The organism is Allorhizobium borbori (assembly GCF_014196535.1).
GTDB lineage: Bacteria > Pseudomonadota > Alphaproteobacteria > Rhizobiales > Rhizobiaceae > Ectorhizobium > Ectorhizobium borbori.
Window position 1 is genome coordinate 1 of the sequence record NZ_JACIDU010000005.1, and the last position, 26,148, is coordinate 26,148.

Annotated in this window: 23 protein-coding genes and 7 pseudogenes; 18 read left to right on the forward strand and 12 right to left on the reverse strand. The window is 58.6% G+C overall.

Translation table 11 applies throughout. The features are described from left to right. From GGQ66_RS07300 to GGQ66_RS07335, 9 genes and pseudogenes are all read left to right on the forward strand, one after another. Window positions 1-198, forward strand: a 198-nt coding sequence (locus GGQ66_RS07300) for a Crp/Fnr family transcriptional regulator (RefSeq protein ID WP_183790996.1), incomplete at its 5' end; no start/stop codon positions are given. A 105-nt stretch (window positions 199-303) separates the two neighbouring features. Next, a complete protein-coding gene (locus GGQ66_RS07305; RefSeq protein ID WP_183790998.1) occupies window positions 304-741 on the forward strand; it encodes a pseudoazurin in 438 nt (145 codons plus the stop codon). 271 nt (window positions 742-1,012) lie between these two features. Continuing rightward, window positions 1,013-1,779 (forward strand): annotated as a pseudogene (locus tag GGQ66_RS07310) (IS6 family transposase). Window positions 1,780-1,819: 40 nt separating this feature from the next. Further along, window positions 1,820-2,010, forward strand: a pseudogene (locus tag GGQ66_RS23355) (hypothetical protein); the annotation flags it as partial. Window positions 2,011-2,167: 157 nt separating this feature from the next. Beyond that, complete coding sequence (locus tag GGQ66_RS07315) at window positions 2,168-2,476, forward strand: type II toxin-antitoxin system RelB/DinJ family antitoxin (protein WP_138792958.1); 309 nt, start codon at window positions 2,168-2,170, stop codon at window positions 2,474-2,476. Further along, complete coding sequence (locus GGQ66_RS07320; protein ID WP_370686308.1) at window positions 2,473-2,805, forward strand: type II toxin-antitoxin system RelE/ParE family toxin; 333 nt, start codon at window positions 2,473-2,475, stop codon at window positions 2,803-2,805. The genes GGQ66_RS07315 and GGQ66_RS07320 overlap by 4 nt, the downstream gene beginning before the upstream one ends. A 58-nt stretch (window positions 2,806-2,863) precedes the next feature. Beyond that, on the forward strand, window positions 2,864-4,360 hold the full coding sequence (gene istA, locus GGQ66_RS07325) for an IS21 family transposase (protein WP_183791000.1): 1,497 nt from the start codon (window positions 2,864-2,866) through the stop codon (window positions 4,358-4,360). Continuing rightward, window positions 4,357-5,115 (forward strand): IS21-like element helper ATPase IstB, encoded by a 759-nt coding sequence (gene istB, locus GGQ66_RS07330; protein WP_183791003.1) that lies wholly within the window; start codon window positions 4,357-4,359, stop codon window positions 5,113-5,115. The genes istA (GGQ66_RS07325) and istB (GGQ66_RS07330) overlap by 4 nt, the downstream gene beginning before the upstream one ends. A gap of 133 nt (window positions 5,116-5,248) precedes the next feature. Beyond that, a pseudogene (locus GGQ66_RS07335) lies at window positions 5,249-6,088 on the forward strand (IS3 family transposase); the annotation flags it as partial. Between the two features lie 290 nt (window positions 6,089-6,378). On the opposite strand, the gene GGQ66_RS07340 reads toward GGQ66_RS07335, so the two are convergent. The 4 genes from GGQ66_RS07340 to GGQ66_RS07355 are packed head-to-tail and all read right to left on the reverse strand — an operon-like array spanning window position 6,379 to window position 10,694. Then, window positions 6,379-8,076 (reverse strand): dipeptide ABC transporter ATP-binding protein, encoded by a 1,698-nt coding sequence (locus GGQ66_RS07340; protein WP_183791005.1) that lies wholly within the window; start codon window positions 8,074-8,076, stop codon window positions 6,379-6,381. After that, a complete protein-coding gene (locus GGQ66_RS07345; RefSeq protein WP_011982999.1) occupies window positions 8,073-8,972 on the reverse strand; it encodes an ABC transporter permease in 900 nt (299 codons plus the stop codon). The genes GGQ66_RS07340 and GGQ66_RS07345 overlap by 4 nt, the downstream gene beginning before the upstream one ends. 1 nt (window position 8,973) lies before the next feature. Then, window positions 8,974-9,945 carry an ABC transporter permease gene (locus GGQ66_RS07350; protein WP_183791007.1) on the reverse strand — a complete coding sequence of 324 codons (972 nt, stop codon included), beginning with the start codon at window positions 9,943-9,945 and terminating at the stop codon, window positions 8,974-8,976. A 47-nt stretch (window positions 9,946-9,992) separates the two neighbouring features. Beyond that, on the reverse strand, window positions 9,993-10,694 hold the full coding sequence (locus tag GGQ66_RS07355) for a creatininase family protein (protein ID WP_183791009.1): 702 nt from the start codon (window positions 10,692-10,694) through the stop codon (window positions 9,993-9,995). A gap of 179 nt (window positions 10,695-10,873) precedes the next feature. Here GGQ66_RS07355 and GGQ66_RS07360 point away from each other — a divergent pair, with 179 nt between their 5' ends. The 5 genes from GGQ66_RS07360 (at window position 10,874) to GGQ66_RS07380 (ending at window position 15,334) form a co-directional block, all read left to right on the forward strand. Further along, on the forward strand, window positions 10,874-11,446 hold the full coding sequence (locus tag GGQ66_RS07360; RefSeq protein WP_183791011.1) for a MarR family winged helix-turn-helix transcriptional regulator: 573 nt from the start codon (window positions 10,874-10,876) through the stop codon (window positions 11,444-11,446). A gap of 76 nt (window positions 11,447-11,522) precedes the next feature. After that, window positions 11,523-13,103, forward strand: a complete 1,581-nt coding sequence (locus GGQ66_RS07365) for an ABC transporter substrate-binding protein (protein ID WP_183791013.1) — start codon at window positions 11,523-11,525, stop codon at window positions 13,101-13,103. Between the two features lie 69 nt (window positions 13,104-13,172). Further along, entirely contained in the window at window positions 13,173-14,120 is a 948-nt protein-coding gene (locus GGQ66_RS07370; protein ID WP_183791015.1) for an isoaspartyl peptidase/L-asparaginase family protein, read from the forward strand. A 153-nt stretch (window positions 14,121-14,273) separates the two neighbouring features. Then, entirely contained in the window at window positions 14,274-14,627 is a 354-nt protein-coding gene (locus GGQ66_RS23360; RefSeq protein ID WP_210287202.1) for a fumarate hydratase C-terminal domain-containing protein, read from the forward strand. Window positions 14,628-15,055: 428 nt separating this feature from the next. Beyond that, on the forward strand, window positions 15,056-15,334 hold the full coding sequence (locus GGQ66_RS07380) for a hypothetical protein (protein ID WP_183791017.1): 279 nt from the start codon (window positions 15,056-15,058) through the stop codon (window positions 15,332-15,334). Window positions 15,335-15,366: 32 nt separating this feature from the next. Here GGQ66_RS07380 and istB (GGQ66_RS07385) read toward each other — a convergent pair whose 3' ends face one another. Together istB (GGQ66_RS07385) and istA (GGQ66_RS07390) are read right to left on the reverse strand one after the other, a co-directional pair. Beyond that, window positions 15,367-16,179 carry an IS21-like element helper ATPase IstB gene (gene istB / locus GGQ66_RS07385; RefSeq protein ID WP_183791019.1) on the reverse strand — a complete coding sequence of 271 codons (813 nt, stop codon included), beginning with the start codon at window positions 16,177-16,179 and terminating at the stop codon, window positions 15,367-15,369. Then, complete coding sequence (gene istA / locus GGQ66_RS07390) at window positions 16,169-17,698, reverse strand: IS21 family transposase (protein ID WP_183791021.1); 1,530 nt, start codon at window positions 17,696-17,698, stop codon at window positions 16,169-16,171. Before istA (GGQ66_RS07390) ends, istB (GGQ66_RS07385) begins: the two co-directional genes overlap by 11 nt. A 113-nt stretch (window positions 17,699-17,811) precedes the next feature. Here istA (GGQ66_RS07390) and GGQ66_RS07395 point away from each other — a divergent pair. After that, window positions 17,812-18,357, forward strand: a pseudogene (locus GGQ66_RS07395) (IS6 family transposase); the annotation flags it as partial. Between the two features lie 54 nt (window positions 18,358-18,411). Here GGQ66_RS07395 and GGQ66_RS23025 read toward each other — a convergent pair. Beyond that, a pseudogene (locus GGQ66_RS23025) lies at window positions 18,412-18,767 on the reverse strand (integrase); the annotation flags it as partial. A gap of 196 nt (window positions 18,768-18,963) precedes the next feature. Between GGQ66_RS23025 and GGQ66_RS07400 the strand changes: the two are divergent. Next, window positions 18,964-21,156, forward strand: a complete 2,193-nt coding sequence (locus tag GGQ66_RS07400; RefSeq protein ID WP_183791023.1) for a putative bifunctional diguanylate cyclase/phosphodiesterase — start codon at window positions 18,964-18,966, stop codon at window positions 21,154-21,156. Between the two features lie 34 nt (window positions 21,157-21,190). Here the strand turns inward: GGQ66_RS07400 and GGQ66_RS23030 are convergent. After that, window positions 21,191-21,462 (reverse strand): annotated as a pseudogene (locus GGQ66_RS23030) (IS21 family transposase); the annotation flags it as partial. Window positions 21,463-21,551: 89 nt separating this feature from the next. Between GGQ66_RS23030 and GGQ66_RS23365 the strand changes: the two are divergent. Next, window positions 21,552-22,049, forward strand: a complete 498-nt coding sequence (locus tag GGQ66_RS23365) for an ArsR/SmtB family transcription factor (RefSeq protein WP_183791025.1) — start codon at window positions 21,552-21,554, stop codon at window positions 22,047-22,049. 162 nt (window positions 22,050-22,211) lie between these two features. After that, window positions 22,212-22,340, forward strand: a pseudogene (locus tag GGQ66_RS07410) (IS5/IS1182 family transposase); the annotation flags it as partial. Window positions 22,341-22,504: 164 nt separating this feature from the next. Here GGQ66_RS07410 and GGQ66_RS07415 read toward each other — a convergent pair. From GGQ66_RS07415 to GGQ66_RS07430, 4 genes are all read right to left on the reverse strand, one after another. After that, window positions 22,505-23,791 (reverse strand): pilus assembly protein TadG-related protein, encoded by a 1,287-nt coding sequence (locus tag GGQ66_RS07415; RefSeq protein WP_370686309.1) that lies wholly within the window; start codon window positions 23,789-23,791, stop codon window positions 22,505-22,507. A 334-nt stretch (window positions 23,792-24,125) separates the two neighbouring features. Further along, window positions 24,126-24,548, reverse strand: a complete 423-nt coding sequence (locus tag GGQ66_RS07420; protein WP_183791029.1) for a type II toxin-antitoxin system VapC family toxin — start codon at window positions 24,546-24,548, stop codon at window positions 24,126-24,128. Next, on the reverse strand, window positions 24,545-24,811 hold the full coding sequence (locus GGQ66_RS07425) for a type II toxin-antitoxin system Phd/YefM family antitoxin (protein WP_183791418.1): 267 nt from the start codon (window positions 24,809-24,811) through the stop codon (window positions 24,545-24,547). The genes GGQ66_RS07420 and GGQ66_RS07425 overlap by 4 nt, the downstream gene beginning before the upstream one ends. A gap of 88 nt (window positions 24,812-24,899) precedes the next feature. Then, a complete protein-coding gene (locus tag GGQ66_RS07430) occupies window positions 24,900-26,033 on the reverse strand; it encodes a site-specific integrase (protein WP_183791031.1) in 1,134 nt (377 codons plus the stop codon). Between the last annotated feature and the right edge of the window lie 115 nt (window positions 26,034-26,148).

A 26,148-nucleotide genomic window follows, 5' to 3' on the forward strand; every position in this document is an offset into this window, starting at 1 on the left:
GCCGACGGCATCCGCATCGATTTCCCGATCTCCCGCCAGGATATCGCCGAAATGACCGGCACGACGCTGCACACCGTCTCTCGCATTTTCAGCGCATGGGAGGCGAAGGGGCTGGTGGAAGGTGGACGGCAGAAGCTTCTGGTGCGCGATGTACCGGGCCTTGAAGCCCTCGCCAGAACCCGCCGCGACAATTCCTGACAGATTGACTCCGCTCTTTGCGAACCGACAAAGAAGCCGACGGGTATTGGCGGTATCTCCTCATGCAAAGGGAACGGGATGTTCCCGCTGTTCAGGAGAACGATGATGAAAATCCGCTATGCCTTTCTCGCCGCCGCTGTTCTTGCCATGGCTGGCCCGGTCGCGGCCGCTGATTTCGAGGTCCACATGCTCAACAAGGGCAAGGAGGGCGCCATGGTATTCGAACCTGCCGGGTTGAAGATTGCGGCAGGTGACAGCATCACCTTCATTCCCACGGACAAGGGTCACAGCGCCGAACTGATCGACGGCATGGCACCGGAAGGGGCTGCCAAATTCAAGGGCGCGCTCAACGAGACCATCAAGGTGACCTTCGACAAGGCCGGTGCCTATGGCGTGAAATGCACGCCGCATCTTGGCATGGGCATGGTTGCTGCCATCCTTGTAGGTGACGGCGCCCCCGCCAATCTGGAGGCCTTCAACGCCGTCAAACTGCCGCCCAAGGCTCGGGAGCGTATGAATGCGGCTCTTGCCTCGGCTAAGTGAACGATAACGGCAAATGGCGCGACGTCCCCCCTTGAGCGCCAATTGCCCCGTCGCCGTTCTCCCCGGTGCGGTGACAACAAAAGTCCATCCGGTCCGCCGGGTGGGCTTTTTTGTTTGGGCTGTGTTGCAAAGATTTCAACTGGCAACGAAATCCCCAGCCCCACTTTGTCAAGCGGTCTGACTTTCGAGATTCTGGGTGAGCGTTGCGGCTCTGTTGCAAAAGATCGATTGAAGGCTGAGATAGCCCCGACAATTTTCGGCGAGACGTTTGATGAGCGATTTCAAGTGGCGGCATTTTCAGGGCGAGGTCATCTTGTGGGCAGTGCGCTGGTATTGCCGCTATGGGGAAGCTATCGCGATCTTGAACAAATGATGGGCGGACGAGGTGTAGGCGTCGATCATTCCACGATCTATCGCTGGGTCCAGAAATACGCGCCGGAGATTGAGAAACGCTTGCGTTGGCATTGGCGCCGGCCGCAATCGACGAGCTGGCGAGTCGATGAGACCTATGTGAAGGTCCGAGGCAAGTGGAAATATCTGTACCGCGCCGTCGACAAGTTCGACAATACGATCGAATTCGATCTCTCGCCGACACGCAACGCCAAGGCAGCGAAGCGATTTCTAGGCAAAACCCTGAATGGCCTGAAGGATTGGGAAAAGCCAACCGTCATCAACACCGACAAGGCACCGACCTACGGTATAGCGATCTCTGAGCTGAAAGCCGAAGGCAAATGCCCAAAGGAACTGGTGCACCGGCAGGTCAAATACCTGAACAATGTCGTTGAGGCCGATCACGGCAAGCTGAAACAGCTGATCAAGCCGGTCAGAGGTTTCAAGACGTTGAAGACAGCCTACGCGACGATCAAGGGTTTCGAGGTGACGTGGGCTCTATGCAAGGGCCAGGCCGCGATATTCAACTTGACCGGCGACGTCCGTGGAAAGGCTCGCATCGTTGAACGAGCCTTCGGGGTCGTGCCCAGCGCCCTTACCGAAGTTGTGGCAATCCTAGCCCAGAACCTCGATGCAAAAGCCGCGTGACCGAGGCGTAGGAAGCCCGCTTTGCGACCAATCAGAATTCTTGCAACAGAGCCGGGCAGTGAAGGCTGGCGAATTGGAGAAACAAACATGTGAAGTTTGCGGAAGCCAAGTGGTAGACGCTAGTCATGACAAATATGATCAGCCACAAAAAGTACCTGGCTGTGCAGACTACATCATACCCGTCTACACCACCGCAGCGAGGATATGTTCCCATATCCGCTTTCGAGATAGCTCGTAACAAAATTCTCTTATGTTCTCAAGCTGGTAAGATTCCCAAATGCGGATCGTTGGTTCAAATCGCCTTCAAGGCGAATAGTGTCGGCAGAAAACGCCGACTGGAAATCGTCATTCAATTGCATTACTGTCGCTCGAAGAAAGGGAGATAGCCGTGGCTGCAAACGCACTCGTCCAAACACGTATTGATGCTGAAGTTCGAGATCGTGCCTCTGCCGTGCTTGAAAGCATGGGCCTCACGGTATCTGATGCCGTTCGTATCCTGCTCACCCGGACTGCTAATGAGGGGGCTTTGCCCCTTGAGCTGCTTTCGGGTAGTGAAGCGCATGACGCTTGGTTTCGGACCAAGGTGCTCGAAGCATTGAACGATACTCGGCCGGATTTATCAGACGAAGAAGTTGAGGCGCATTTTTCCGAACGTCGAGCAGCAGCACGTCTTAAAGCTGGTGTGCCCAAATCGTGAAACTTACTTGGTCCGCATTTGCGTTATCGGATCGCGACGCAATCTTCACGTACATCGAGGCAGATCATCCTGCGGCCGCCGTTCTGATCGATGAGAGGATCGTCGTGGCTACCCGTCGTCTACTCGATTTTCCTGCCAGTGGTCGTGTGGGCAGAATTGCCGGGACACGCGAACTTTTCATCAATGGGACGCCTTACGTTGCGGCTTATGCCATTACCGAGACGACAGTGCGAATTCTTCGCGTGCTTCATGGCGCGCAGGAATGTGAGAGCGGCGGTGCAAAAGTCGGCCACGGTAGCGGCGGCATAATGCTGCCGCGGGCGGAGTAAAATCCGGCCACCTATTTCCTTTCTGCAATGAGCGCAGGAGGGACAGGGGATCTACACCGTGGAACTATATCTGAAGGTTCGCCTGGCTGTTTCGGAAGGGATGAGCCGGCGTCAGGCAGCAAAGCATTTCAACATATCGCGCGACAGCGTTGCCAAGATGGTGGCCTATTCGACGCCACCGGGCTATCAGCGGCGATCACCGATCCGACGGCCGAAGCTGGATGCGTTCGTTTCGACGATCGACCATTGGCTCGACGAAGACCTGAAGGTGCCGCGCAAGCAGCGCCATACGGCCAGGCGGGTGTTCGACCGTCTCCGTGACGAGTGCGGCTTCACTGGCGGCTACACGATCATCAAGGATTACATACGCGAGCGGGATCAGCGCCGGCAGGAGGTGTTCGTGCCGCTGTCGCATCCGCCGGGCCACGCGCAGGCCGATTTCGGCGAGGCTACGGTGATCATCGGCGGCGTCGAGCAAAAGGCCCGCTTCTTCGTGCTCGATCTACCGCATAGCGATGGCTGCTATGTGCGCGCTTATCCTGCGGCGGTGGCCGAGGCCTGGGTGGATGGCCACATCCACGCGTTTTCCTTCTTCGGGGCCGTGCCGCAGTCGATCGTCTATGACAACGACCGTTGCCTTGTGGCAAAGATTCTGCCCGACGGTACGCGCAAGCGGGCGGCGCTGTTCAGCGGCTTCCTGTCCCACTACCTGATCCGGGATCGCTACGGCCGTCCGGGGAAAGGCAATGATAAAGGGAATGTCGAAGGCCTCGTGGGTTACGCCCGGCGCAACTTCATGGTGCCGATCCCGCAGTTTCCGACATGGGATGCGTTCAACACCTTTCTGGAAGAGCAATGCCGCAAACGCCAGAGCGACAGGCTACGCGGCGAGAGTGAGACGATCGGGGAACGATTGCAGCGGGATCTCGCGGCCATGCGTGCGTTGCCACCATCGCCCTTCGATGCCTGCGACCAGGCGAGTGCGAAAGTCACGGCTCAATCGCTGGTCCGCTACAAGACCAACGACTATTCCGTGCCGGTCGCCTACGGCCATCAGGATGTCTGGGTCCGGGGCTATGTCGACGAGGTGGTGATCGGCTGCCGCGGCGAGATCATCGCGCGCCATCCCCGGTGCTGGGAGCGTGAGGACGTCGTCTTCGATCCTGTGCATTACCTGCCGCTGATCGAACAGAAGATCAATTCGCTGGATCAGGCCGCACCCCTCCAGGGCTGGGATCTGCCTCAAGAGTTCGCCACGCTGCGCCGGCTGATGGAGGGCCGCATGGCCAAGCATGGCCGGCGGGAATACGTGCAGGTTCTCCGTCTGCTGGAGAGCTTCGAGCTTGCCGACCTTCACGTAGCGGTAAAGCAGGCCCTCCAGCTCGGCGCCATCGGCTTCGACGCGGTCAAGCATCTGATCCTGTGCCGTGTGGAGCGCCGGCCGCCGCGGTTGGACCTGGCGATCTATCCCTACCTTCCACGGGCGACGGTCGAGACGACCTCGGCGAACGCCTACATGCGCCTCCTGTCATCGGATGCTGGAGAAGCGGCATGAGCACAGAAGCACCAGAGATCCTTCTCGCGCACTATCTCAAGGTCCTGAAGCTGCCGACCTTCCAGCGCGAGCACCAGAAGCTGGCCCGGCTATGCGCCACCGAAGGCGTCGATCATGTCGGCTACCTGTTCCGGCTTGCCGAGCGGGAGATGATCGAACGCGATCGCCGCAAGGTCGAGCGCCGCATCAAGGCGGCCAAATTCCCCGCCGTCAAAAGTTTGGACAGCTTCGACTTCGCCGCCATCCCCAAGCTCAACAGGATGCAGGTGCTGGAACTGGCGCGCTGCGAATGGATCGAGCGAAGGGAGAATGTCATCGCTCTCGGCCCCAGTGGAACCGGCAAGACGCATGTGGCTCTCGGCCTTGGTCTGGCCGCATGCCAGAAAGGCCTGTCCGTCGGCTTCACCACGGCGGCCGCGCTGGTGAGCGAGATGATGGAGGCGCGCGAAGAGCGGCGTCTCATCCGGTTCCAGAAGCAGATGGTTGCCTACCAGCTTCTCATCATCGATGAGCTGGGCTTCGTGCCGCTCTCCAAGACCGGCGCGGAATTGCTGTTCGAGCTGATCTCACAACGATACGAGCGAGGCGCGACCCTGATCACCAGCAACCTTCCCTTCGACGAATGGACGGAGACGCTCGGATCAGAGCGCCTGACCGGCGCGCTGCTCGATCGTATCACCCATCACGTCAGCATCCTTGAGATGAATGGCGACAGCTATCGTCTCGCCCAAAGCCGCGCCCGAAAGGCCGGCTAATACCCCTCGAAAAATCGCAACGCGCGCATGAGACCCCCGCTCGGGCTACGCCCTCCCGGCCGTCTCATGCGGGCGCCACAAGTGGCCGACTTTTACGCCGCCCCGTGGCCGGTTTTTACGCCGCCGTTGACAGATTGCCCCGTCAACCTACTACGAGAACGTCGCCAAGCGCCTGGACGTGGATCGCCTGTCGACCCGCGCCCGCAGCGATATCGGCCTGAAGATCGAGATACGCCGGGTGTTCAATGAGAACTTCCAGGTCTATGGCGTGCGCAAGGTCTGGCGGCAATTGCAGCGGGAGGGCTTCGACATCGCCCGCTGCACTGTCGCTCGGCTTATGAGGGTGATGGGGCTGCAAGGCATCATTCGTGGCAAACCGATCCGCACGACGATCAGTGACAAGACCGGCCCATGCCCGCTCGACCGGGTGAACCGGCACTTCTTCGCGCCTGCGCCGAACATGCTCTGGCTTTCTGATTTCACGTATGTTGCGACCTGGCAGGGCTTCGTTTACGTCGCGTTCGTAATCGATGCCTTTGCTCGCCGCATCGTCGGTTGGCGGGCAAGTCGGACTGCCCATGCGGGTTTCGTTCTCGATGCACTCGATCAGGCGCTTCATGATCGGCGGCCCGTGCACCGTGGTGGACTGGTCCACCATTCCGACCGCGGATCGCAATATGTGTCCATTCTCTATTCCGAACGGCTAGCGGAAGCGGGCATCGAGCCGTCTGTCGGAAGTGTCGGCGACAGCTATGACAACGCTCTCGCCGAAACGATCAATGGTCTTTACAAGGCCGAGGTCATCCATCGGCGAGGACCGTGGCGAACCTTCGAAGCCGTGGAGTTCGCCACTTTGGAATGGGTCGACTGGTTCAATAACCGCCGCCTTCTGGAGCCCATCGGCAACATACCGCCAGCCGAAGCCGAAGAACGATATTACGCCATGCTGGACGCACCGGCCGTGGCCGCTTAACTTAAATGAAATGGCCTCCGGCAAACCCGGCGCGGTTCATCGAGACTAAAAGCTTCGTCGAGTCAGGGCCACGCTTCAGCGCCCGAATCCCATTCCTTGAACGAGCATAGTGGGCAGATACACTTCAGTAGCTATTAAAAGACAGGTTCTGCTTGTTGCCGACAAGCGCGCCTTTTCCTTGATGGGATTCGAACAGTCACGGCAAAAGGGCGTTGATCAGATTTGGCCGGGGGCAGCCCTACGACAAAACTAAGTCTTGTCGAATAATATCGGCATGCATTGTCAAATTATCACGACGGTCTTGTCTCCAGCTTCGGAACCGCCTCGAGCAGCATCTTCGTATAGGCGTGCCGGGGCGTGGTGAAGACTTGCGTTGCAGTTCCTTGCTCGACGATCTCGCCATGACGCATCACCACGACGCGGTCGCACAGGTGATGCACGACCGAAAGGTCGTGGCTGATGAACAGTAGCGTGATGTTGAGAGCGCGCCGCAGCTCCATCAAAAGGTTGATGACCTGCGCCTGGATCGAGACATCGAGCGAGGCGACCGGCTCGTCACAGATGATGACTTCCGGCTGCATAGCCAGCGCTCGCGCGATAGCGATGCGCTGGCGCTGGCCGCCCGAGAACTGGTGTGGATAGCGATCGGCCAGCGCCGGATCGAAGGCAACGGCACGCAGCCAACGATTGACATAGTCGCGAGCATTGGCGCGCGTGCAGAAACCATGAGCAATCGGCCCTTCGGCCACCGACTGGAAGATGGTGCGGCGCGGATCGAGCGAGGCGAAGGGATCCTGGAAAATCATTTGCACATGGGTGCCAAGCTTGCCCGTTGCCGAGCGCACCGGCTTGCCACCGACGCTGACCGTACCGGAGGTCGGCGGATAGATACCGCACAAGATGCGTCCAAGCGTCGATTTACCGGAACCGGATTCGCCGACGAGGCCGAGAATCTCCCCGCGAGCGATGGTCAGGTTCGCCGATATTACCGCATGAACAGGGCCGGGCTCTCGCAACAGGCCCCAGCGTATGCCGAGACCGCGCAGAAAACCGATGCGTCGGGCAAAAATCTTCTCGATCGCCTCCGCCTTTACGAAGGCTTCATCGGGCGCAGCGCCGAGCGCGGTGCCACCAAGCCCGCTCAGGTCCATGGGACCGGCCGCCTCGGTCGCGGCAGATGCCAGCGGCTTGCCGGGCATCGAACGAGAGGGTAGCGCATCCAGCAGCCCCTGCGTATAGGGATGCTGCGGATTGTGCAGCACCTGCCTCGCAGGGCCGCTCTCGACGATCTTGCCCCGCCGCATCACTGCGATGGTGTCGGCGATCGAGGAGACGGTGGCGAGGTCGTGGCTCACCCAGATCAACGAAGTCCCCATCTCCGCCACCAGCGCCTTCACCATGATCAGAATCTCGGCCTGCACCGAGACGTCGAGCGCGGTAGTCGGCTCATCGGCGATGACGAGCTGCGGCCGGTGCAGCAGGGCAATGGCGATGGCCACGCGCTGGCGCATGCCGCCGGAAAACTCGTGCGGATACTGGTCCACCTTGCTTTCGGGATCGACGATCTTGACCTTGGCCAGAGCCTCGACCGCACGACGGCGGACTTCGGCATCCGAAACCTGCTCATGCGCCCGGATCGCCATCCCAATCTGGTCGATGATCCGCACGACAGGGTTCAGCGTCATCATCGGATCCTGGAACACCATGGAGATGTCCTTGCCCCGGAGCTTGCGCAGTTCCTTGCCATCAAGCCCGACCAGCTCGCGCCCGTTGAAGCGGATGGAGCTGCCCTCCTGGATGCGGCCGGTCTCGTCCAGGAGACCGATGAGCGAGAAGCCGGTGATGGACTTGCCCGAGCCGCTCTCTCCGACCAACCCCATAACCTCGCCGCGCTTCAGCGTGAAGGAGATGTCGTCCACCGATTTGACGGTGCCCTTGTCGGTCTCGAAATAGGTCCGCAGGCTACGGACATCCAGAAGTTCGCTCATTTGCGCAGCCTCGGATTGAGCTGATCCCTGATCTGGTCGCCGACCAGATTGATCGCCATGATGAGGATGATGAGGGCGATGCCGGGATAGATCGCGATCCAGTAGCGCCCCGACATCAGATATTGGAAGCCGTTGGCGATCAGCATGCCGAGCGACGGTTCCGTCGGCGGCAGGCCGACGCCCAGGAAAGACAGGGTCGCTTCCAGCGAGATCGCCGAGGCGATCTGCACCGTGGCGACCACGATCAGCGGCGGCAGCGAATTGGGCAGGATATGCCGGCTGATGACGAACCAGCCGCTCATCGGCACCGAAAGGGCGGCCTGCACATAGTCCTTCTGCCGCTCGGCGGCAGCGGCGCCATGGGCGGTCCGCACGAAATAGGCGTATTGCGCGAAGACCAGCGCGAGGATGAGCTGCGATTTGCCCTGCCCGAGGATCGCGGCCACGACGAAGGCCAGCAGGATCGCTGGGAAGGAGAGCTGGATATCGACGATGCGCATGATCATCGTCTCCGTGCGCCCACCGACATAGGCGGCAAAGCAGCCCACCACCGCGCCGATCGAAAAGGCGATGGCGCCAGCGACCAATCCCATCTGCAGGGAAATTCGCAGGCCATAGACGATACCCGAAAGCAGGTCGCGCCCCTGGCTGTCGGTACCGAGCAGGTGCAAGATGCCTGTCGAGCCGACATAACCCGGGGGGCGGCGCGCATCGCGCAGCACCAGCGACTTCAGGTCATAGGGATCCTGCGGCACGAGAAACGGCGCGAAAACGGCCATGAGGATGATGGCGATCACGACGCCGAGAGCCACGACCGCGACCTTGTTGCGCCGGAAGGTGTGCCAGAATTCGGACAGCGGCGAGACGGATTTCACCGCGTGGGCTTCCATCGACATGTCAGCGCCTCCCCTGCCGCAGGCGCGGATCGAGCGCCGCATAGGCGAGATCCACGCAAAGATTGATGACCACGAACAGCGCCGAGACGAGCATCAGGTAGGCGACCATGACGGGCCGGTCGAGCGAGGTGATGGAATCGACGATCAGCTTGCCGAGCCCCGGCCAGGAGAAGATCGTTTCGGTGACCAGCGCAAAGGCGAGCGTCGAGCCCAGTTCCAGGCCGAACACTGTCACCAGCGGAATCGAGATCAGTTTGAGCACATGGCGGCGCAGGATCGTGCTTTCCGAGATGCCGGCCGCACGCGCAAACTTGATCGTGTCGGTGAGCATCACTTCGCGGGTGCCGGACGCGGCCAGCCGGCACATCATCGACAGCTTGAACAGCGAGAGGTTGATGGCCGGCAGAATGAGATGCGACCAGCCATTCAACGTCAGGAAGGAAAACGGGATGCCGAAAAGCTCCGTCGTCTGCCCGCGCCCGCCCGCCGGCAGCACGCCGAGTTGCACGGCGAAGACCATGATCAGCATCAGGCCGATCCAGAAGGTCGGCACCGAGAAGCCGAGGATCGACACGGCCATGATGGCCTTGGCGATGTAGCTGTCGGGCCTGTAACCGGCATAGATGCCGAGCGGAATGCCGACGAGGGAAGCGAACAATACCGCGATCAGCGTTAGTTCCAACGTTGCCGGCAGGCGCTGGGCGATCAGCGTGACGACCGGCATGTTGAAGACGAAGGAGCGCCCGAGGTCGCCGGTCAGCAAACGTTGGAGGAACTGGAAATACTGCTCCCACAGGGGAAGATCGAGTCCGTATTGCTGGATGACCTGCTGACGCATCTCCTGCGTCACGTCGGGCGAGATCAGCACGTCGACCGGATTGCCGATGACGTAGACGCCCGTGAAGACGAGCATGGACATGATCAGGAGCACGAAGAGTGCCTGTCCCAATCTGCGAAGAATGAAAGATGCCATATCTCCTCCCGGTCGATCCGCAATGGGGCGAAGCGCTCCCCGCGATATCAGTGCCAGCCGCGCTCGATCTCGTGACGGGTTTCCTCGACGCCGACCTGCCAGACCTGCAACATGTCAGCATCCGGGCGCTGGAAGACGCCGTGATAGTTACCCTCCGCGATACGCTCGCGCTTGCGGCCCGCATCGACGCGCGACGTGGCGGCGAAATCGATCCGTTCCTTCTGGAAATTGGGGATCGGCGCGCCTTCGAGGCGGGTCCAGGGGAAATTTTCCATCCAGCTCGCATGCGAAGCGGCAGGATCGATCTCCTGCACCTTCGCCATGGTCATCGGCGCACGCCACCAGTCATGCAGCTTGACCGAGGTGTCGCGGTTGCGGTTCATCCATTCACTGATGACCGGGTTGACCGGTGTGTTTCCGCCATGACCGTTGACGATGAGGATCCGTCGGAAGCCGGAACGGTAGAGGCTATCGAGCATATCCTCGAAGATACCGATATAGGTGCGTAGCGAGAGCGTTACCGTACCGGGGAAATCAGCAAAACCCGATGCCATGCCATAGGGCAGACACGGGAAGACCGGCACGCCGAGCGGCTCGGCGGCTTCCACCGAAATCCGCTCGGCCAGGATCATGTCGGTGGCGAGGCTCAGATAGGCATGCTGCTCGATCGAACCGATCGGCAGGACGCAGCGATCATCTTCCTTCACTCGTTCCTCGACCTGGCTCCAATGCATATCCTGAATGCGCATTTTCCCTCTTTCTTTGCTTGCGGCCACACCTTCGGCGGACCGCTCGCGCCCGTCTATCGACGAGAGCTCACATCCTCAAATTAGTTCTATATGGATCGATTTTTTGGATTGACGCAAGGTCTAAACCGCAAATAAAGTTCCATTCGAGATCAAAATCTATTTTGTACGGGATGGACGAAATGGACGAGGCAATGCGTCAAGCGCTGTTCGAGGGACGAGCCGGCCAAGAGGAGCCGCTCGTCTCACCCGGCACTAAGGTCGACACGATCATGCATGCCAAACTGTGGGATAATCCGTGCTGGTTCTCGTTCCGGCTGAACTATCTCGCGCTTCATTTCAACAATCCGGTCTATGGCTACATCCAGCAGCAGCTAGGCCTGCTGCGCCCCGAATTCGTTGTGTTGTGGTCGCTGTATCTAGGCGGAAACTCGACGTTGACGGATGTGGTGCGGTCTTCGGGTTTTCCGAAGAACACACTGAGCCGGGCTGCAAACAAGCTGACCCGCCTCGCGATGATCGACCGCGAAATCGACCAGGACGACCAGCGCCGCATCACACTCGGCCTCACCGACAAGGGTCGCGAGGCGGTGGAACTCACCAAAGGCATGATGATCGAGCACGAGCGCCGCATGCTGGAATGTCTCAGCCCCGCAGAACGGCTGAACCTTTCGGAAATCATGACCAAGCTCGTCACCGCCTCCGGCGAGTGGCCGCAGATGCTCGACGGCAATCAGTCCGACGATACCCTTTGATCCACCCTTTGCCTTTCCGGCTGGCGCCGGACGGAGGCAGGTTGGCCAACAACCTATCAACGAGAGAGGAACCCCAATGATACTGAAATCCATGCTCCGCGCAGCCTTGGTGGCCACCATGCTGTCTTCGCCCATCGCCGCGCTTGCCGCCGACCTGGTGATCGCGACGAAGAACGGCCCGGCCTCGATGGACCCGCACTTCACCGCGACCTCGGCCAATGCCGAAGCCACCAAGCACATTTTCGACACCCTGCTGCGCTCCGGCAACAATCTGGAAATCCTGCCGTCGCTGGCAACGAGTTGGCAGGCGCTGGACGACACGACCTGGGAGTTCAAGTTGCGTCAGGGCGTGAAGTTCCATGACGGCTCCGACTTCACCGCCGAGGACGTGAAGTTCTCCATCGAGCGCATCCCGAACGTCACCGGCCCGAACCCGTCGACCATCTATGTCCGCCGTGTCGCCAGCGTCGAGATCGTCGACGACTATACGCTGCGCGTGAAGACCAACGGCCCGGCCCCGACGCTGCCGAACGATTTCATCCGCCTGTTCATCGTTTCCCACAAGGCCGCGGCCGATTACTCGACCAAGGACAGCTCCGCCGAGGGCTTCAACATGGGCAAGGCGACCATCGGCACCGGCCCGTACAAGTTCGTCAGCTGGGCGCCGACGCAGGACCTGGTGCTGGAAAAATTCGACGGCTACTGGGACGGCGCACAGCCGTGGGACAAGGTCATCCGCAAGGAAATCCCGAATGACGCCGCCCGCGTCGCCCAGCTGAAGGCTGGCCAGGTCGATCTCATCTCCAAGGTGCCGGCGACCGACCTTGCCAGCATCGAGTCCGATTCCGCCCTGCAGGTAATCAAGACGGAATCGATCTACATCCCCTACCTGGAATTCGATTTCCGTGCGGACTCACCGCAGGTCTGGGACAATACCGGCAAGAAGCTCGATAAGAACCCCTTCCTCGACCCGAAGGTACGCGAAGCCTTCGATCTCGCGCTCGACCGCGAGACCATCGTGGAATTCGCGCTCGAGGGCATGGGCGTCGTCTCCACGCAGCTCGTGAGCTCGAATATCTTCGGCTACAACAAGGCGATCGCCGCTCCGGCCTTCGACGTCGAAAAGGCGCTCAAGCTGATGGCCGAAGCCGGTTATCCTGACGGTTTCAAGGTCGCGCTCAGCTATGCCAACGACCGCATGCCGACCGAGCTCGGCCCGACCGTCGCCCAGCTTCTCGCCGCGATCAACGTGACGGTCGATGTCCAGGGCGTGCCGGCCGCGGTGTTCAACCCGGCCAAGACGCGCGGCGAATACTCGCTCTACATGGCCTCCTGGGGCACGCTGACGGGCGAGGCCAACTACATGCTGTCGTCGCTCATGCACACCAATGATGCGGAGAAATCGCTCGGCGCCTTCAACGTTCGCGGCTATTCCAACCCGCAGATGGACAAGCTGATCGAGGATGCCGCCGTCGAGATGGACGAAGCCAAGCGCCGTACACTGCTCGAGGAAGCCAATATGCTGGTTTCGACCGACCGCCCCGACCTGCCGCTGGCGACCAACCTTTCCGCCTGGGGTGCCAAGGCCGACAAGGTGAGCTACGATCCGCGCTCGGACGAGGATACGCTGGCCATGGACGTCCATCCCAAGCGATAAGCCCGGCAACAAACCCTAAGGGCACCGGCTGCTGCTGGTGCCCTTTCTCATGATGATCGGAGATTTCCCATGACGAAATTCGCCCTTGCCATCCATGGCGGCTGCGGCGTGATGGCCAAGCTGGACCTCAGCGAAGCGGAGTGGATCGCAGCCCGGCGGGACCTCGGGCGGGCACTGGAGGCCGGCTATGCGGTTCTCAAGCGCGGCGGACGCGCCATCGACGCCGTGCAAGCCGCCGTCCTCGTCATGGAGGACAGTCCGCATTTCAACGCGGGCCATGGCGCGGCGCTGAACGAAAACGGCATTCATGAACTGGATGCCTCCATCATGGACGGGGAGACGCTGGCGGCCGGTGCGGTCTGCGCCTCGCGCCATATCCGCAATCCGGTGGTTGCGGCGCGCGCCGTTCTCGAACACGGCGATGCCGTGCTCCTTGCCGGCTCCGCCGCCGATCGCTTCGCCGAGGCGAAGGGCCTGGCGGTCGAGGAACAGGCCTATTTCACCACCGAACGGCGCAAGCAGGCGTTGGCTGCGATGAAGGCCCATGTCGCGGCCGGCACGCAGGTCGCCGCCAGCGAATCCGAAAAGCACGGCACCGTGGGCGCGGTCGCACTCGACCAGCACGGCCATCTCGCCGCCGCCACCTCGACGGGCGGCTATAACAACAAGCCCGACGGCCGGGTGGGCGACAGCCCTGTCATCGGCGCCGGCACCTATGCGCGTGACGGTGTCTGCGCCGTCTCCGGCACTGGCAAGGGCGAGTTCTTCATCCGCCACGTCGTCGGCCACGAGATCGCCGCGCGCATGACCTATCTCGGCGAGAACGTCGAGACCGCCTCTGCCAAGGTCATCATGGAAGACCTGAAGCCGCACAATATCGGCGCCGGTCTCGTCGCCGTCGGTGTCGACGGCTCGGTCGCCGCACCCTACAATACCGACGGCATGTTCCGCGGTTGGGTCACGGACACGGGTAAGTTCTTCGTCGCCTCACATGACGACGTCATGTCCTATCCATAAGAACGCTTTACGAACGTATAGGTCTGCACCGGCAACAAATAGAAATCCAGGCTTTGGAGAAAGCCGACATCGCTCCGCTGGTATGGGTCGATTTACTCGGCTGGCAAAGAAGCTGCCATTCTTGCGTGCCATGGAGGACGCGAGAAACACGAATTGTTGCCTCAACTCGACAAGGAGGAGACCACGACTTGCCGCACCGGAGAAGCACTATTGCTCTCGGGAAAAATGCTGACTGCACGCGATCCCGCACATAAACGGATGGTCGCTCTCACCGATACCGGCCATCCTCTTTCTGTGAATCTGCGCGGACGCGTCATTTATTGTGTCGATCCCGTTCGCGCGGTCCGTGACGAAGCCGCCGGTCCGGACTTCATTGTCCGGCATGCCCAGGGTAAAACGTTTTGTAGGCAGCAGCGGATCGGCGAGCATCTCGCCCAAGCAACACACGTCGTCTGGACGACCGGCGCAGCCTTTGTGCCGGAGCAACAATTTCAGGAATTCCTTTAGACGGCAAAGAACCTCAAAGACGCGAGCGCTTAGCCGAAAATATGTGTTGATACGAAGCCGGCAATGCTTGTCAGATATGGCATCTCCGACTTGCCTCTTCGTCAAAGCATCACTCGCTGACAACAAGGCGAACCGATCCGTATCTGCTTCGCGGAAATCCGCTGTTCGCAGGCACCTGTGATGCGGTTCGCCGTATTGACGCCTCGTGGGCTCTTGATTGGATTTGAACCAGCGGCGCTTTATTCGGATGGGTTAAGCGCTTGATAGCACGTATTTTCCGACTTTCGCTTTATCGAAATCAGGCGCTGTTAAAGCAAGTCGGAAATGGAGGTCGTTCACTCGCTTAGGGCGCTCAACATCCCGTTGAATATACGATTCTAGTGAACGACACTTGACTTGTTCACCATTTTAGTTGATTCAACAGCGTGATGAAAGCAGTCAATTCAGTGAACGTCGAACGATTTGCACCCCAGGTGGTCGAGGATTTCCTGACCGGCGTGCCCAACCTGCAGATAATCAGCATCGAACGGGATTCTTTCAATTCCGGTCGCTGGAGCGCCGATATCAAGGTAAAGGCGCAATTTGCAGGCAAACCCCTGAACATCGTAATCGAAGTCAAAGCCACTGGGCAGCCGCAAATAGTGAGGAATGCCGCTCAGAACCTGCAGCGGTATTTACAGAATGTGTTGATTGCCACTGAGAACTGACCCGGCGTTTCCACCGAGAATTGACCCGCCTATTAGGTATGTTTCGGGTCTGCGGTCGTGGTCAAGTTCCTCGTTTTCTCCTTTGTCGTTTTGGTGTCGTGCGCGGAGCTGTTTTTGAAGCGGAAGCTGTCGTTTCCGGTCTCAAGGATGTGGCAATGATGGGTAAGCCGATCGAGCAATGCCGTGGTCATCTTGGCATCGCCGAATACACTGGCCCATTCGCTGAAGCTGAGGTTTGTCGTGATGACGACGCTGGTTCGCTCGTAGAGTTTGCTCAGCAGATGGAAGAGCATCGCACCGCCTGATGCACTGAACGGCAAGTAACCGAGCTCGTCGAGGATCACGAGATCGGAATGGACGAGCCGATTGGCGATCTTGCCGGACCGTCCTTGCGCCTTCTCTTGCTCCAGCGCGTTGACCAGTTCGACGGTCGAGAAGAACCGAACCCGTTTGTGGTGATGCTCGATGGCCTGGACGCCGATCGCTGTGGCGATGTGCGTTTTGCCCGTGCCGGGTCCGCCGACCAGAACGATGTTATTGGCGTCGTCGAGGAAGTCGCAGCGATGAAGCTGTTGCACGAGCGCCTCGTTGATCTCGCTGCTGGTAAAGTCGAAGCCATTCAGATCACGGTATGCGGGAAAGCGAGCGGTCTTGAGCTGATATGCTGTCGACCGCACCTCCCGTTCGGCTGTTTCCGCTTTCAAGAGCTGCGACAGGATCGGAACGGCAGCCTCGAACGCCGGCGATCCTTGCTCAGTCAGCTCGCCGACGGCTTGTGCCATGCCGTGCATCTTCAGTTGCCGCAGCATGATGACGATTGCACCGCTCGCTGGATTATGACGCATTGCGGGTCTCCGTCTTTCTCAGGGCATCGTATCGTTCGACATTGGCCTTCGGCTCGTTGGTGAGCGTCAGGGCCTGAGGCGCGTCGATGGTCGGTGGTGTGAAGGAGGATTTGCCGTCGACGAGGCGATGCAGCAGGTTCAGCACGTGCGTCTTGGTCGGAACACCGGACTTCAGCGCCATGTCGACCGCCGACAGGACGGCCTGTTCATCGTGTTGAAGGACGAGTGCCAGGATATCGACCATCTCCCGGTCGCCACCCGGCTTCTTCAGCAGGTATTGCTGCAAGGCGCGGAATGCATCGGGGAGTTCGGCGAACGGTGCGCCATTGCGAAGCGCACCCGGCTTTCGCTGCACCACCGCCAGATAGTGCCGCCAGTCGTAGATCGTCTGCCCTGGCCGGTCGTGGGAACGATCAATGACGCGACGATGCTCGCAAATGATCTGTCCTTCTGCGGCGACCACAACACGGTCTGGGTAAACCCTTAGACTCACCGGCCGATTGGCGAAGGACGCCGGGACGCTGTAGCGATTGCGCTCCAGATGCACGAGGCAGGTCGGAGAAACGCGCTTGGTGTATTCGACAAACCCATCGAACGGCCGAGTAATGGGCATGAGCGCGCGAGCTTCTTCCGCCCATATGTCGGCAATGGTGCCGCGCATCTGACCGTGCGGGGTCTGTGCCCAGAAGTCCTTGCAGCGTTGCTCGAGCCAGTCGTTCAAAGCGTCAAGCGATGGAAACCGCGGAACGGGTTGAAAGAACCGATGACGCGCATCTTGAACGTTCTTCTCGACTTGTCCCTTCTCCCAGCCTGAAGCCGGATTGCAAAACTCGGGTTCAAACAGGTAGTGGCTGGCCATTGCCTGGAATCGGACGTTGACGTCACGCTCTTTGCCGCGGCCGACCTTGTCGATCACGGTGCGCATATTGTCGTAGATGCCACGACCGGGGACGCCCCCGAACACGCGGAATGCATGATTGTGGGCATCGAACAGCATCTCGTGTGTCTGCAGGAGATAGGCTCGGACGATGAAGGCGCGGCTGTAGCTCAGCTTCGTATGCGCCACCTGTAGTTTGGTGCGCTCATTGCCAATGATGGCCCAGTCTTCCGACCAGTCGAACTGGAAGGCTTCACCGGGGGCGAACGCCAAGGGCACATACGTCCCGCGGCCCGTCGTCTGCAATTCCCTTTGACGATCATCACGCCATTCCCGAGCGAAGGCCGCCACTCGGTTATAGGAACCCTCGTAACCAAGGCTCACCAGATCAGCATGCAACTGCTTCATCGTCCGCTTCTGTTTGCGGTTCTTCTTGGATTCCGTCTTCAGCCAGGCAGACAACCGATCTGCAAACGGATCAAGCTTGCTCGGCCGCTCCGGGACCTTGAACTTCGGTTCCACACCATCAAGGCGCAGGTATTTGCGGATGGTATTCCGGGATAGGCCGGTCCTGCGGCAAATCTCCCGGATCGATTGATGCTCTCGAAAATGCCAGCGTCGGATCACGCTCAATAACGCCATGTCGATCACTCCATAGCCCTCGCTGAAAACATGCGAGGGAAGGTTGGAACATGGGTCAATTCTCAATGGAAATATCAGGCCACGCCGGGTCAGTTCTCAGTGGAAATCAACAGCCTATCATCGAAAAGCGGCTGCGCCAGTTTCGCCGGCCGCATTGTGGTTCATTCAGGATTGACGAGACCTACGTCAAGATCCGGGGCAAGTGGCGTTACCTGTACCGCGCCATCGACAAGCACGGCAACCCGGTCGACTTCTTGCTCACGGCTAAGCGCGATCTCGACGCCGCTAAACGCTTCTTCCGCAAGATGCTCAAGGATGAGCAGTTGCTATCGCCGGGGAAGATCGGGACCGATGGCGCCAGTACATTTCCTTCTGCGATGAAAGCAGCCGTCGATGATGGGCTTTTGCATCCGAACCCGGTCCATTATGTCACCAAGCATCTGCAGCAAGGCATCGAAAGCGATCACTTCCGAGTGAAGAAGAACATGCCTAAGATCGGCGGTTTACAGTCATTCAAAACGGCTCGCCGGACGATCGCCGGGTTCGAAGCGATGTTGTGGCTGCGCAAAGGCTTCGGATTTTCCGGCGAGTGGACCGTCAACGATCAAAACGATCTGCTCGGGCGCCTCTTCGGACTTCAAAAGGTTAACAAAGCGTGAAAGCTGGGTGATTATCGGCTCAACGCGTCCTATCGCCAGCTTTGCGACACGCCCCATCAGGATGGCCCGGTGACGGACGTCCCGCAGGCTGTCGGTCCTGCAGGTCGCAACGAGGCGTGCCAGCTCATAGCCGGTGACGGCCTTGGCGCTGTTGCTTTTCCTTGAGCGCGGCACGGCGCGCACGGCAAGGCGGAACACCGGCTTGAGGGCTGGGGAGGCGAAGGCCCCCTGAAGCCCGCGCGATTTCGTCAGCGTGGATCAGTTCGACAGCCGACGCCGCAGGGTGTCGGCGGCTTGTAGCTGGAGGCGCGCAAGAAGCCCTGGAGGCACAGCCTGTCCTCGACCTCGGCCGGCATGCCGTGCTGCTGATCCGTCAGGCGCCTTTGCGCATCCCACAGGTGATAGGCGACTTACTGAAATGCCTGTTCGCGACTTTGTGAAACCCGCACATCGTCGCAGCGCGCAGTTCTCCATGGTGAATAGCGGCCTGCGCACCGCTGCGAGAACGCTTCAACTTCGCGCCGTGAAGTTGATGTTAACCAGAGTTTTTACAGCGCGATTAATTCGGGCGTCTTATTATTGTCCGACCCGGAGATAACAATATCCATGCAGAGTTTGGCGCGATTGAAATGGCTCTCCAATGTGGCGCTTGCCGCACTCGTTTCTCTTTGTTTCGGGGGACTTGTAGCCGGCACCCTTTTTTGGGCCGCTGCTCGATCGGATGAAGTGGCGGGAACCCGACAGCGTGATCTTGCCAAGTTGATAGTCTCCAAGGCCCAGATCGGGGTCGCCCATGACCAGGAAAGTGCAACGGTTTGGGATGACGCGGTCCGGGAGGTCAGCGCAGGTAATCTTGAGTGGATTGATACCAATCTCGGACAGTGGATGCACACCTATTTTGGCCATGACGTTGCTCTTGTCACCGCCGCTGATGGGAAGCCTATCTATCAATTTAGCGCGTCTTCAGACGAAGTCGTATCGCCTGAGCAAATTCAGGCAGCCTACCAGCCGCTGGCTGAAACTCTACGTCAACGTCTGGCAGCCGAAGCTACCGAGGGCGTGAATGATCGTGTCCTGACGATCGGTGAAAGCGATATCACCCAAATCAACGGTCATCCGGCCATTGTCAGTGTCAAACCGATCGTGTCTGATACCGGCGATATTGAGCAGACGCCGGGACAGCAAAATCTTCATATTGCCATCCGCTATCTCGATGGGAGCTTTCCCTTAGAGGTTGGAAATGAATATCAGTTTTCCGAGATGACATACGAGTCCGTCTGGACACGAACCGGTGATCGAGCGTTCATACCGCTTGAAATGCGCTCCGGAGGTGTTGTCGGATATCTGACCTGGCGACCGTTCCAGCCGGGGAGGAGTGTCTTGCACGCCACGCTGCCTACGGTCGGCGTGATCATGGCGTTGATTTTTATCGCGACAATCGTGGTGACGAACGCCATCAGAAGGCGTTCGGATAAGCTTTCGGAAAGCCGACAGCAACTCAGTCATCTGGCTTTGCACGACCCGTTGACTGGACTTGCGAACCGCACGCAGTTTAGCAAGGCTCTTGAGCGGTGCCTGAGCTCGGCGTCGGAAGATCAGAGCACCTCGGTCCTATTTGTCGATCTTGATCGCTTCAAAGCGGTCAATGACACTTTTGGCCATCCCGTCGGCGACCGTTTGCTGACACTTGTCGCCGAGCGCATGCGCGAGATCATTCCATCGGCGTTGATTGCACGGATCGGAGGCGACGAGTTTAATATCCTGCTTCAAAACACCGATGAACAGGCCATTGTGGATGCCTGCGGACGGATCGTCAAAAACCTGCATGAGCCGTTTATGATTGACGGGCGTCATATTTCGATCGGAGCCAGTGTTGGCGCTTCCTCCACGAACGGTGCGATTGATCCGTTTGAACTGACCAGACAAGCCGACATCGCGCTGTATCATGCGAAGGCGGCCGGCAGGAACACTTACGCGCTGTTCGGCGAACATATGGATGAGCTGTTGCGCACGCGCCGGGCATTAGAGCAGGACTTGCGCTTGGCACTCAGGGAGGGAACGACGATCGAAGCCGTTTTCCAGCCTGTTTTTGCTTCCGATACGGGCGAACTCACTTCCATGGAGGCTCTTGCCCGGTGGAACCACAAAAAACTGGGCCCGATTGCGCCTGACATATTCATTCCGTTGGCTGAGGAGACGGGCCTGATCGCGGATATCGGCCAGATTATCCTTGATGACACTTGTCGATGCCTAGTGGATGCCCCGTCCACAGTCTCAATTGCTGTCAATGTCTCGGCTATCGAGCTGGCGTCGCCGTCTTTTCCGCTTCGGGTCTTGTCCACGCTCGAGAGCTGGGAGATCGATCCCTCGCGACTTGAGCTCGAGATTACCGAAAGCGTCGCTGTTGAAAAGAGGGGGGCTGTTGAAAGTAATATTGCGTCGCTTAGAGGCGCTGGCGTCCGATTTGCGATCGATGATTTCGGCACTGGCTATTCGTCTTTTGCGCGAATCCGAACATTGGAAATCGATAGAATGAAGATCGACAGGTCGTTCATTCAGGACATGGAGCAAAGTGGAAACAAGGAACTTGTGTCGGCCATGATTGCGATGGCCCATGCAAGAGGGATGAAGATCACAGCAGAAGGTGTCGAAACGCTTTCTCAGTGCCAGGCGCTGAAGGCACTAAGATGTGACAATCTCCAAGGCTACCTGCTTTCCAAACCCTTGTCGCGCGATATGGCGCTGTCAAAGATTGGTTCAGATACGTCGGAAACGTTGGGGCCTATTGCCAAGGCATGACGAAATGATGCCAGCGTTTTTTGGTCAAGAAGCCGAAGGCACGCGGGGCATAACCGACGGCCTTCTCTACGTGACCTTTATCGGTGCCCTTCCCAGGACCCGCCATAGCGATGCTGGGTCAGGTGGTGGGATAGGAAATCGTTGAACAAGCGCCGCCCGCTTGCGGGTGCCGTCGGGACGGATCCTCGCTGCCAGGCGGCAGTCATTATCGTAGACGAGTGATTGCGGCACGGCCCCGAAGCCGGCGAATGTATCGATGTGGCCATCCACCCGAGCAACGGTCGTCGCGTTTGGGTGGACACCGACGACTGCCAATCGGAGGGGCGGCCTCAGCTTTGTCTATTTTTTTAACAAAATCATATGTTTATTGTATGTATGCGCAGGAGTACCATTCGGTGCTATTTCACACCATGGGCTTCACCGGCAAGAATCCGTTGGCATCGTGGCGCATGGGTGAAACAGAATGTTGCATCGCGGCAATGTGTGCATTGACGAAAAATGTCCCGACGATCAGGTTGCCTTTAAGTCATACGAAACAGCAGGGACATATGAAACCTTCCGACAAAATATCCACCCAGTTACCGCCCCACGCTGCCGATGGATTCATGGGGCGCGTGGATGAAGTGGAAAAACTGCTACAAGCAATCGCGAACACCCAGCGTGTGAAAATCCTGACGACGCTAAAGACGGGGGAGCGTTCAGTGGGCGCATTGGCAGAGGAGTTAAATATGTCTGATTCCGTTACCTCCCAACATTTGAAGAAGCTTAAAGAAGCTCGGTTGGTGTCCAGCCGCCGAAATGGTAAAGAAAGATACTATTCTGTGACCGTAAATTGTAAATCTCAGGCTGTGTTCCATGCGCTGGATGCTATCGCTGACGGGGTAAGTATATGATACAGGAAGTCACGATTTATTTTTAGTTTTTGACGATCGAATGCAGAACGGAAGCCGATCGAATCGGAAACATTGGTGTTATTTTATGGTGCTTAGTTTATTGCTCTTATATCATCAATAATATGCCATACGGTAGAGCATGTGCGGAGCAGGTGCAGTCCTGCATGGCTTGATAGATCCCAAAGATTGGCCAAAGATGTCGAAAAGTCCATCGCCTCATCAGAGGCATGGGTCTTGATTGAACATACACGCCTGATGACCCGACGGCTTGCAAGGTGTCGATATCATTGAACGCTTTTCGGGTTCGATTCTCAAACCATCCCATTCAGGTTCAGGAGAGCGTGCAATAGAACCCGGAGGTACTCTCGTTGAACGAGGTCAAGGACAATCGGGTAAACATCACACAGTTCAATAATATCAGCCTTTTGCACGGCCGAACAACTCAGTTGTTGCTATTACCCTGTGATGCGTGGCTTGCCGGCAATCTTGTAAAAGAGGGCGTTCATGGCTGCGCTCAGATCGCTACCGAGGCCAACCTCGAAATAGAGCCCGTCGGAGGCGCATTCTTTCATCTTGGTGGCGATTTCTGCCTGGAACGGCTTGATCCAGTAATTGTACCAGCCGTTCTTCGGAAGAGGCAGATAGGTGGTGTAGAGAACGGCGATCTTCACCCCCTGCGCCTTCATCGGCGTGCAGAACTTGGTGTCGATCGGCTCCTGGCAACGGGTTCCTGTGGTCTGCTTCGTGCAACCGGAGGACTTGGCACTGTCCCCAACGCCATCCGCGACCAGGAAGAGAACCTTCTCACGGTCGGTTTTCGAAGATCCCTTGCCACCGTTGCCGACAATCGACTTGATGTTGTTCAGCGCCAGATCAAAGCTTGTCGTCTGGTCGTTGTTGTAACCCTGATAGGGAATGGTCATCAGATCGACGGCATTGGCCATCGTCTTGACGGCGGCCAGATCGGTCGATGGTGTTGAGATGGTTGTCAGGCCCATCGTCTCTGCCTTGGCGCCGAATGTGTAGACGGCCATGCGGAACTGTTCGTCGGAAACGCGCGTTGCCGCCGCGGTATCCGTCAGTGTCTGCGTTGCCTGGCGCACGACATCGATACGCATCTTTACGCCAAGCGACTTGGCCAACGTGTAATTGTTCGTGGTGTCTGTCGTGTGGCAGGCGAAGGCACAGGTGTCGCTGGTGTTTTTCTCCATGGTCTCAATGCCGGCTTCCGTGGCGGCGACGCCCATCGAGGGTGTGTTGTCGATGAGGATATGGAAGTCGACGAAATGATTGTCCGGCGAGACGGCTGACGAACTGCCGGTGACGTCGATCTTGCTGACATTGATGATGCTGAGGAAACTTGTCGGCACGTTCAGGGTGAAGTTGACTTTCGAAACAATGTCGGTGGATTGACGAGCGACAGAGATGCCGACGTTCTCTACCAGTGCCTGCTCGGAGGGCGTGAGCTGCGCATTGAAAAGCTTCAGCGCTTCCTCGGCACCCAGAGCGACTTCGCCATCGCCCGACATGGCCAGCGCTGCTGCCATTGTTGACGATTTCTGCGACAGAACGCCAACCGCTGCCGCGTCCGCAGCGTTCTGATAGGCTTCACGGCGTTCCAGCGCGTAGGTGTAATCGACCGCAATTCCGACACACGCGATCATCGGTACCGCCAGAAGTGCGGTCATGATGCCGAAATTCCCTGAGCGTGAACGGAGAAATGAACTTGTGATGTTGGACACGATGGTTCTCAGACTTAAGCTCTAACGCGAGCTTCCGAAAGCAGGCCTCATGCCGGGTATATTTCATCTCAGATATCCAAGAATACATCACAAAGCATGAACATCAGCCTAAGTGGGACGGTAAATGAACTACTATCTGATGATACCGCTGGAAAGCGTGGCAGAGTCTGAGTTTTCGGCCCGCAGTCGGCGAGCGCTCATTCGCATCATGAATGAGGTCATGCAGCCAGGCGAGGGACGTGTAGTCCCCGATCAACAGGATGCCCGCGTGGTTTTTGAGCGCACCGTAGGAAAGCATTCGCGGTATCCTTTCTATTATGTCCAAAGGGTGCCGTCAGACTCCCCACGGATCAACAATGTCGATTCCAAAGCCTTCAAAATCCTTGGTGTTGCGCGTCGCAAGCGTCAACTGGTGAGCAACGGCAGTGGCTGCAATCAGCCCGTGCATCGAGGCGAGCCCACGACCGCTTCGCTTGGCAAGCGCCATGAGATCGCCCCAGGCCGAGGCGACAGGCCCCTCCACCGGAATAATCCTGTTTTCGAAGCGTTGAGGCAGATCATATGTGAGCCATTCGTCCAGGGCGCCGCGCTTTCGCCCAGCATCCATCAGCGCGACACCGCGGCGAATTTCAGCGATCGACACGATGCTGATGAACGTACGGTCTTCGTCCAGCCCGTGAAGCCACTTAAGAACAGCTTCATCCGGGCGAGGTTTCGTAACTTCCGACAGAACGTTCGTATCGAGGAGCAGCCTCATAACGACAAGTCACGTGGTTCGTCGTGCTGCCGTTCAAGATCCAGATCCGCGCCGCGCAGAGGCGATGCCAACAGAAATTCCGCGAGCGATCCCCTGCGCCCAGTTTTCCGCTGCCATTCTTCCGCGGAAACGACGACCACGCACGGCTTTCCGTTGCGGGTAATTGTCTGAGGCGCCAATTGCGCACGTTCCATAACTTCCGAGAGCTTTGCCTTCGCGCCAGCGACCGTCCAGCTCATATCTTCGTGCGTTGATGCTTGCAGCGTCTCACCTATAACCAAAATGACTATCGTGACTATAATGCGCAAACGGTCCTGCTGCAAGCGCTTGGCGGGAAAGGGGAGGGGACAGCTAAAGTCCGGATGCCTTGGTCAGATTTACCCGGAAGCGGTCGCGCCTTCGCTGGTACCGGCGAGTCATCTCTGCTGACGCATGCCCCAGCTGTTTCTGGACATAGCGTTCATCGACGTCGGCCGAGGAGGCGAGGCCCGCTCTCAGCGAATGTCCGGAGAACTTTAAGACGCGCTCGATCTCGCTGAGATCGCCGCGAACGCCTGCCGCCATCGCGGCCCTTTTCACAAGCCGAGCAACCTCCTTGTCGTTCAGCCGCTCTGACCCGACAGCTTTTCCTTGCCCCGTCACCCGACGAAACAGGGGGCCATGAGCCAGCTTGGCGAACTTGATCCAGGTCTCGATTGCGGCGACCGGGCAGGTCGCATCGGCCGAACCGCGGCCAACCTCGACCTCTCGCCATCCGGTCTTACCGCGCAGGGTAATAAGCATGCCCTTGTCGAGGATTTCGATCCAGCCGCGGCCGTCTTCGGTCTGGTTGGCCTTCAAATCAAGACCAACGATCTCTGAACGCCGAAGACCGCCAGCAAAGCCGACGAGCAACATGGCCCGATCCCGCAGGCCGCGCAGAGAGCCGCGATCAAGCGTCTCGACCATGGCGATGATGTCTTCAGCCCTGACCGCTTCCTTCTGGACGGGTGGCTTGGCGTGGCTGTTGCGAATGCCGGCCATCACGGTGGCTATATGCCGGTCCTTGCGATCGAGCGAGAGTCCACGCTGGGCATAGTTCCAGGAGAGCGATGAGAGGCGCCGTTCGATGGTCGAGACTGAGTTCGCCTTTCCGCCCCGTTCAGCCGTGCCGGAAGCGCAGGCGGTGATATAAAGCCCGACGGTTTGAGGATGCGGAGGAAGAGGAGCCAGGTTTGACCGCCGGCACCACGCCGAAAAGTGCTTCCAGTCTGCGGCGTAGGCTTTGCGGGTATTCGCAGAACTCGCGGCTTCAACGTATCCCCGGGCGCGATCGGCAAGGCTGGTAAGATGCGCTGGCGTCGGATCCTGATCAGTAGGGGAGGGGAGGGCGCCGTCACCCAACACCTCCGGCGTGGAAACATCATGCCTGGTCACCGTGCTGAGAGATGGCGCTGAGGTCTCCTCGACGTCATTTTCGGTGTTTTGCTCGATGATTTGGGCCATTTTTCTATAATGGGCATAACGTCCGATAATGCAAGATTATCGGACATTTTCTCTCGCCGACATGCCGTGCGGTTTTCTGCGTTTATGCTGGTATAAACCGCGCGCATAATCTATG

Coding starts and splice junctions, on each gene's coding strand:
- GGQ66_RS07305 (WP_183790998.1), top strand. CDS start 304: ATGAAAATCCGCTATGCCTTTCTCGCCGCCGCTGTTCTTGCCATGGCT.
- istB (WP_183791003.1), top strand. CDS start 4,357: ATGAGCACAGAAGCACCAGAGATCCTTCTCGCGCACTATCTCAAGGTC.
- GGQ66_RS07340 (WP_183791005.1), bottom strand. CDS start 8,076: ATGAGCGAACTTCTGGATGTCCGTAGCCTGCGGACCTATTTCGAGACC.
- GGQ66_RS07345 (WP_011982999.1), bottom strand. CDS start 8,972: ATGTCGATGGAAGCCCACGCGGTGAAATCCGTCTCGCCGCTGTCCGAA.
- GGQ66_RS07350 (WP_183791007.1), bottom strand. CDS start 9,945: ATGGCATCTTTCATTCTTCGCAGATTGGGACAGGCACTCTTCGTGCTC.
- GGQ66_RS07355 (WP_183791009.1), bottom strand. CDS start 10,694: ATGCGCATTCAGGATATGCATTGGAGCCAGGTCGAGGAACGAGTGAAG.
- GGQ66_RS07360 (WP_183791011.1), top strand. CDS start 10,874: ATGGACGAGGCAATGCGTCAAGCGCTGTTCGAGGGACGAGCCGGCCAA.
- GGQ66_RS07365 (WP_183791013.1), top strand. CDS start 11,523: ATGATACTGAAATCCATGCTCCGCGCAGCCTTGGTGGCCACCATGCTG.
- GGQ66_RS07370 (WP_183791015.1), top strand. CDS start 13,173: ATGACGAAATTCGCCCTTGCCATCCATGGCGGCTGCGGCGTGATGGCC.
- GGQ66_RS07380 (WP_183791017.1), top strand. CDS start 15,056: ATGAAAGCAGTCAATTCAGTGAACGTCGAACGATTTGCACCCCAGGTG.
- istB (WP_183791019.1), bottom strand. CDS start 16,179: ATGCGTCATAATCCAGCGAGCGGTGCAATCGTCATCATGCTGCGGCAA.
- istA (WP_183791021.1), bottom strand. CDS start 17,698: ATGGCGTTATTGAGCGTGATCCGACGCTGGCATTTTCGAGAGCATCAA.
- GGQ66_RS07400 (WP_183791023.1), top strand. CDS start 18,964: ATGCAGAGTTTGGCGCGATTGAAATGGCTCTCCAATGTGGCGCTTGCC.
- GGQ66_RS07420 (WP_183791029.1), bottom strand. CDS start 24,548: ATGAGGCTGCTCCTCGATACGAACGTTCTGTCGGAAGTTACGAAACCT.
- GGQ66_RS07430 (WP_183791031.1), bottom strand. CDS start 26,033: ATGGCCCAAATCATCGAGCAAAACACCGAAAATGACGTCGAGGAGACC.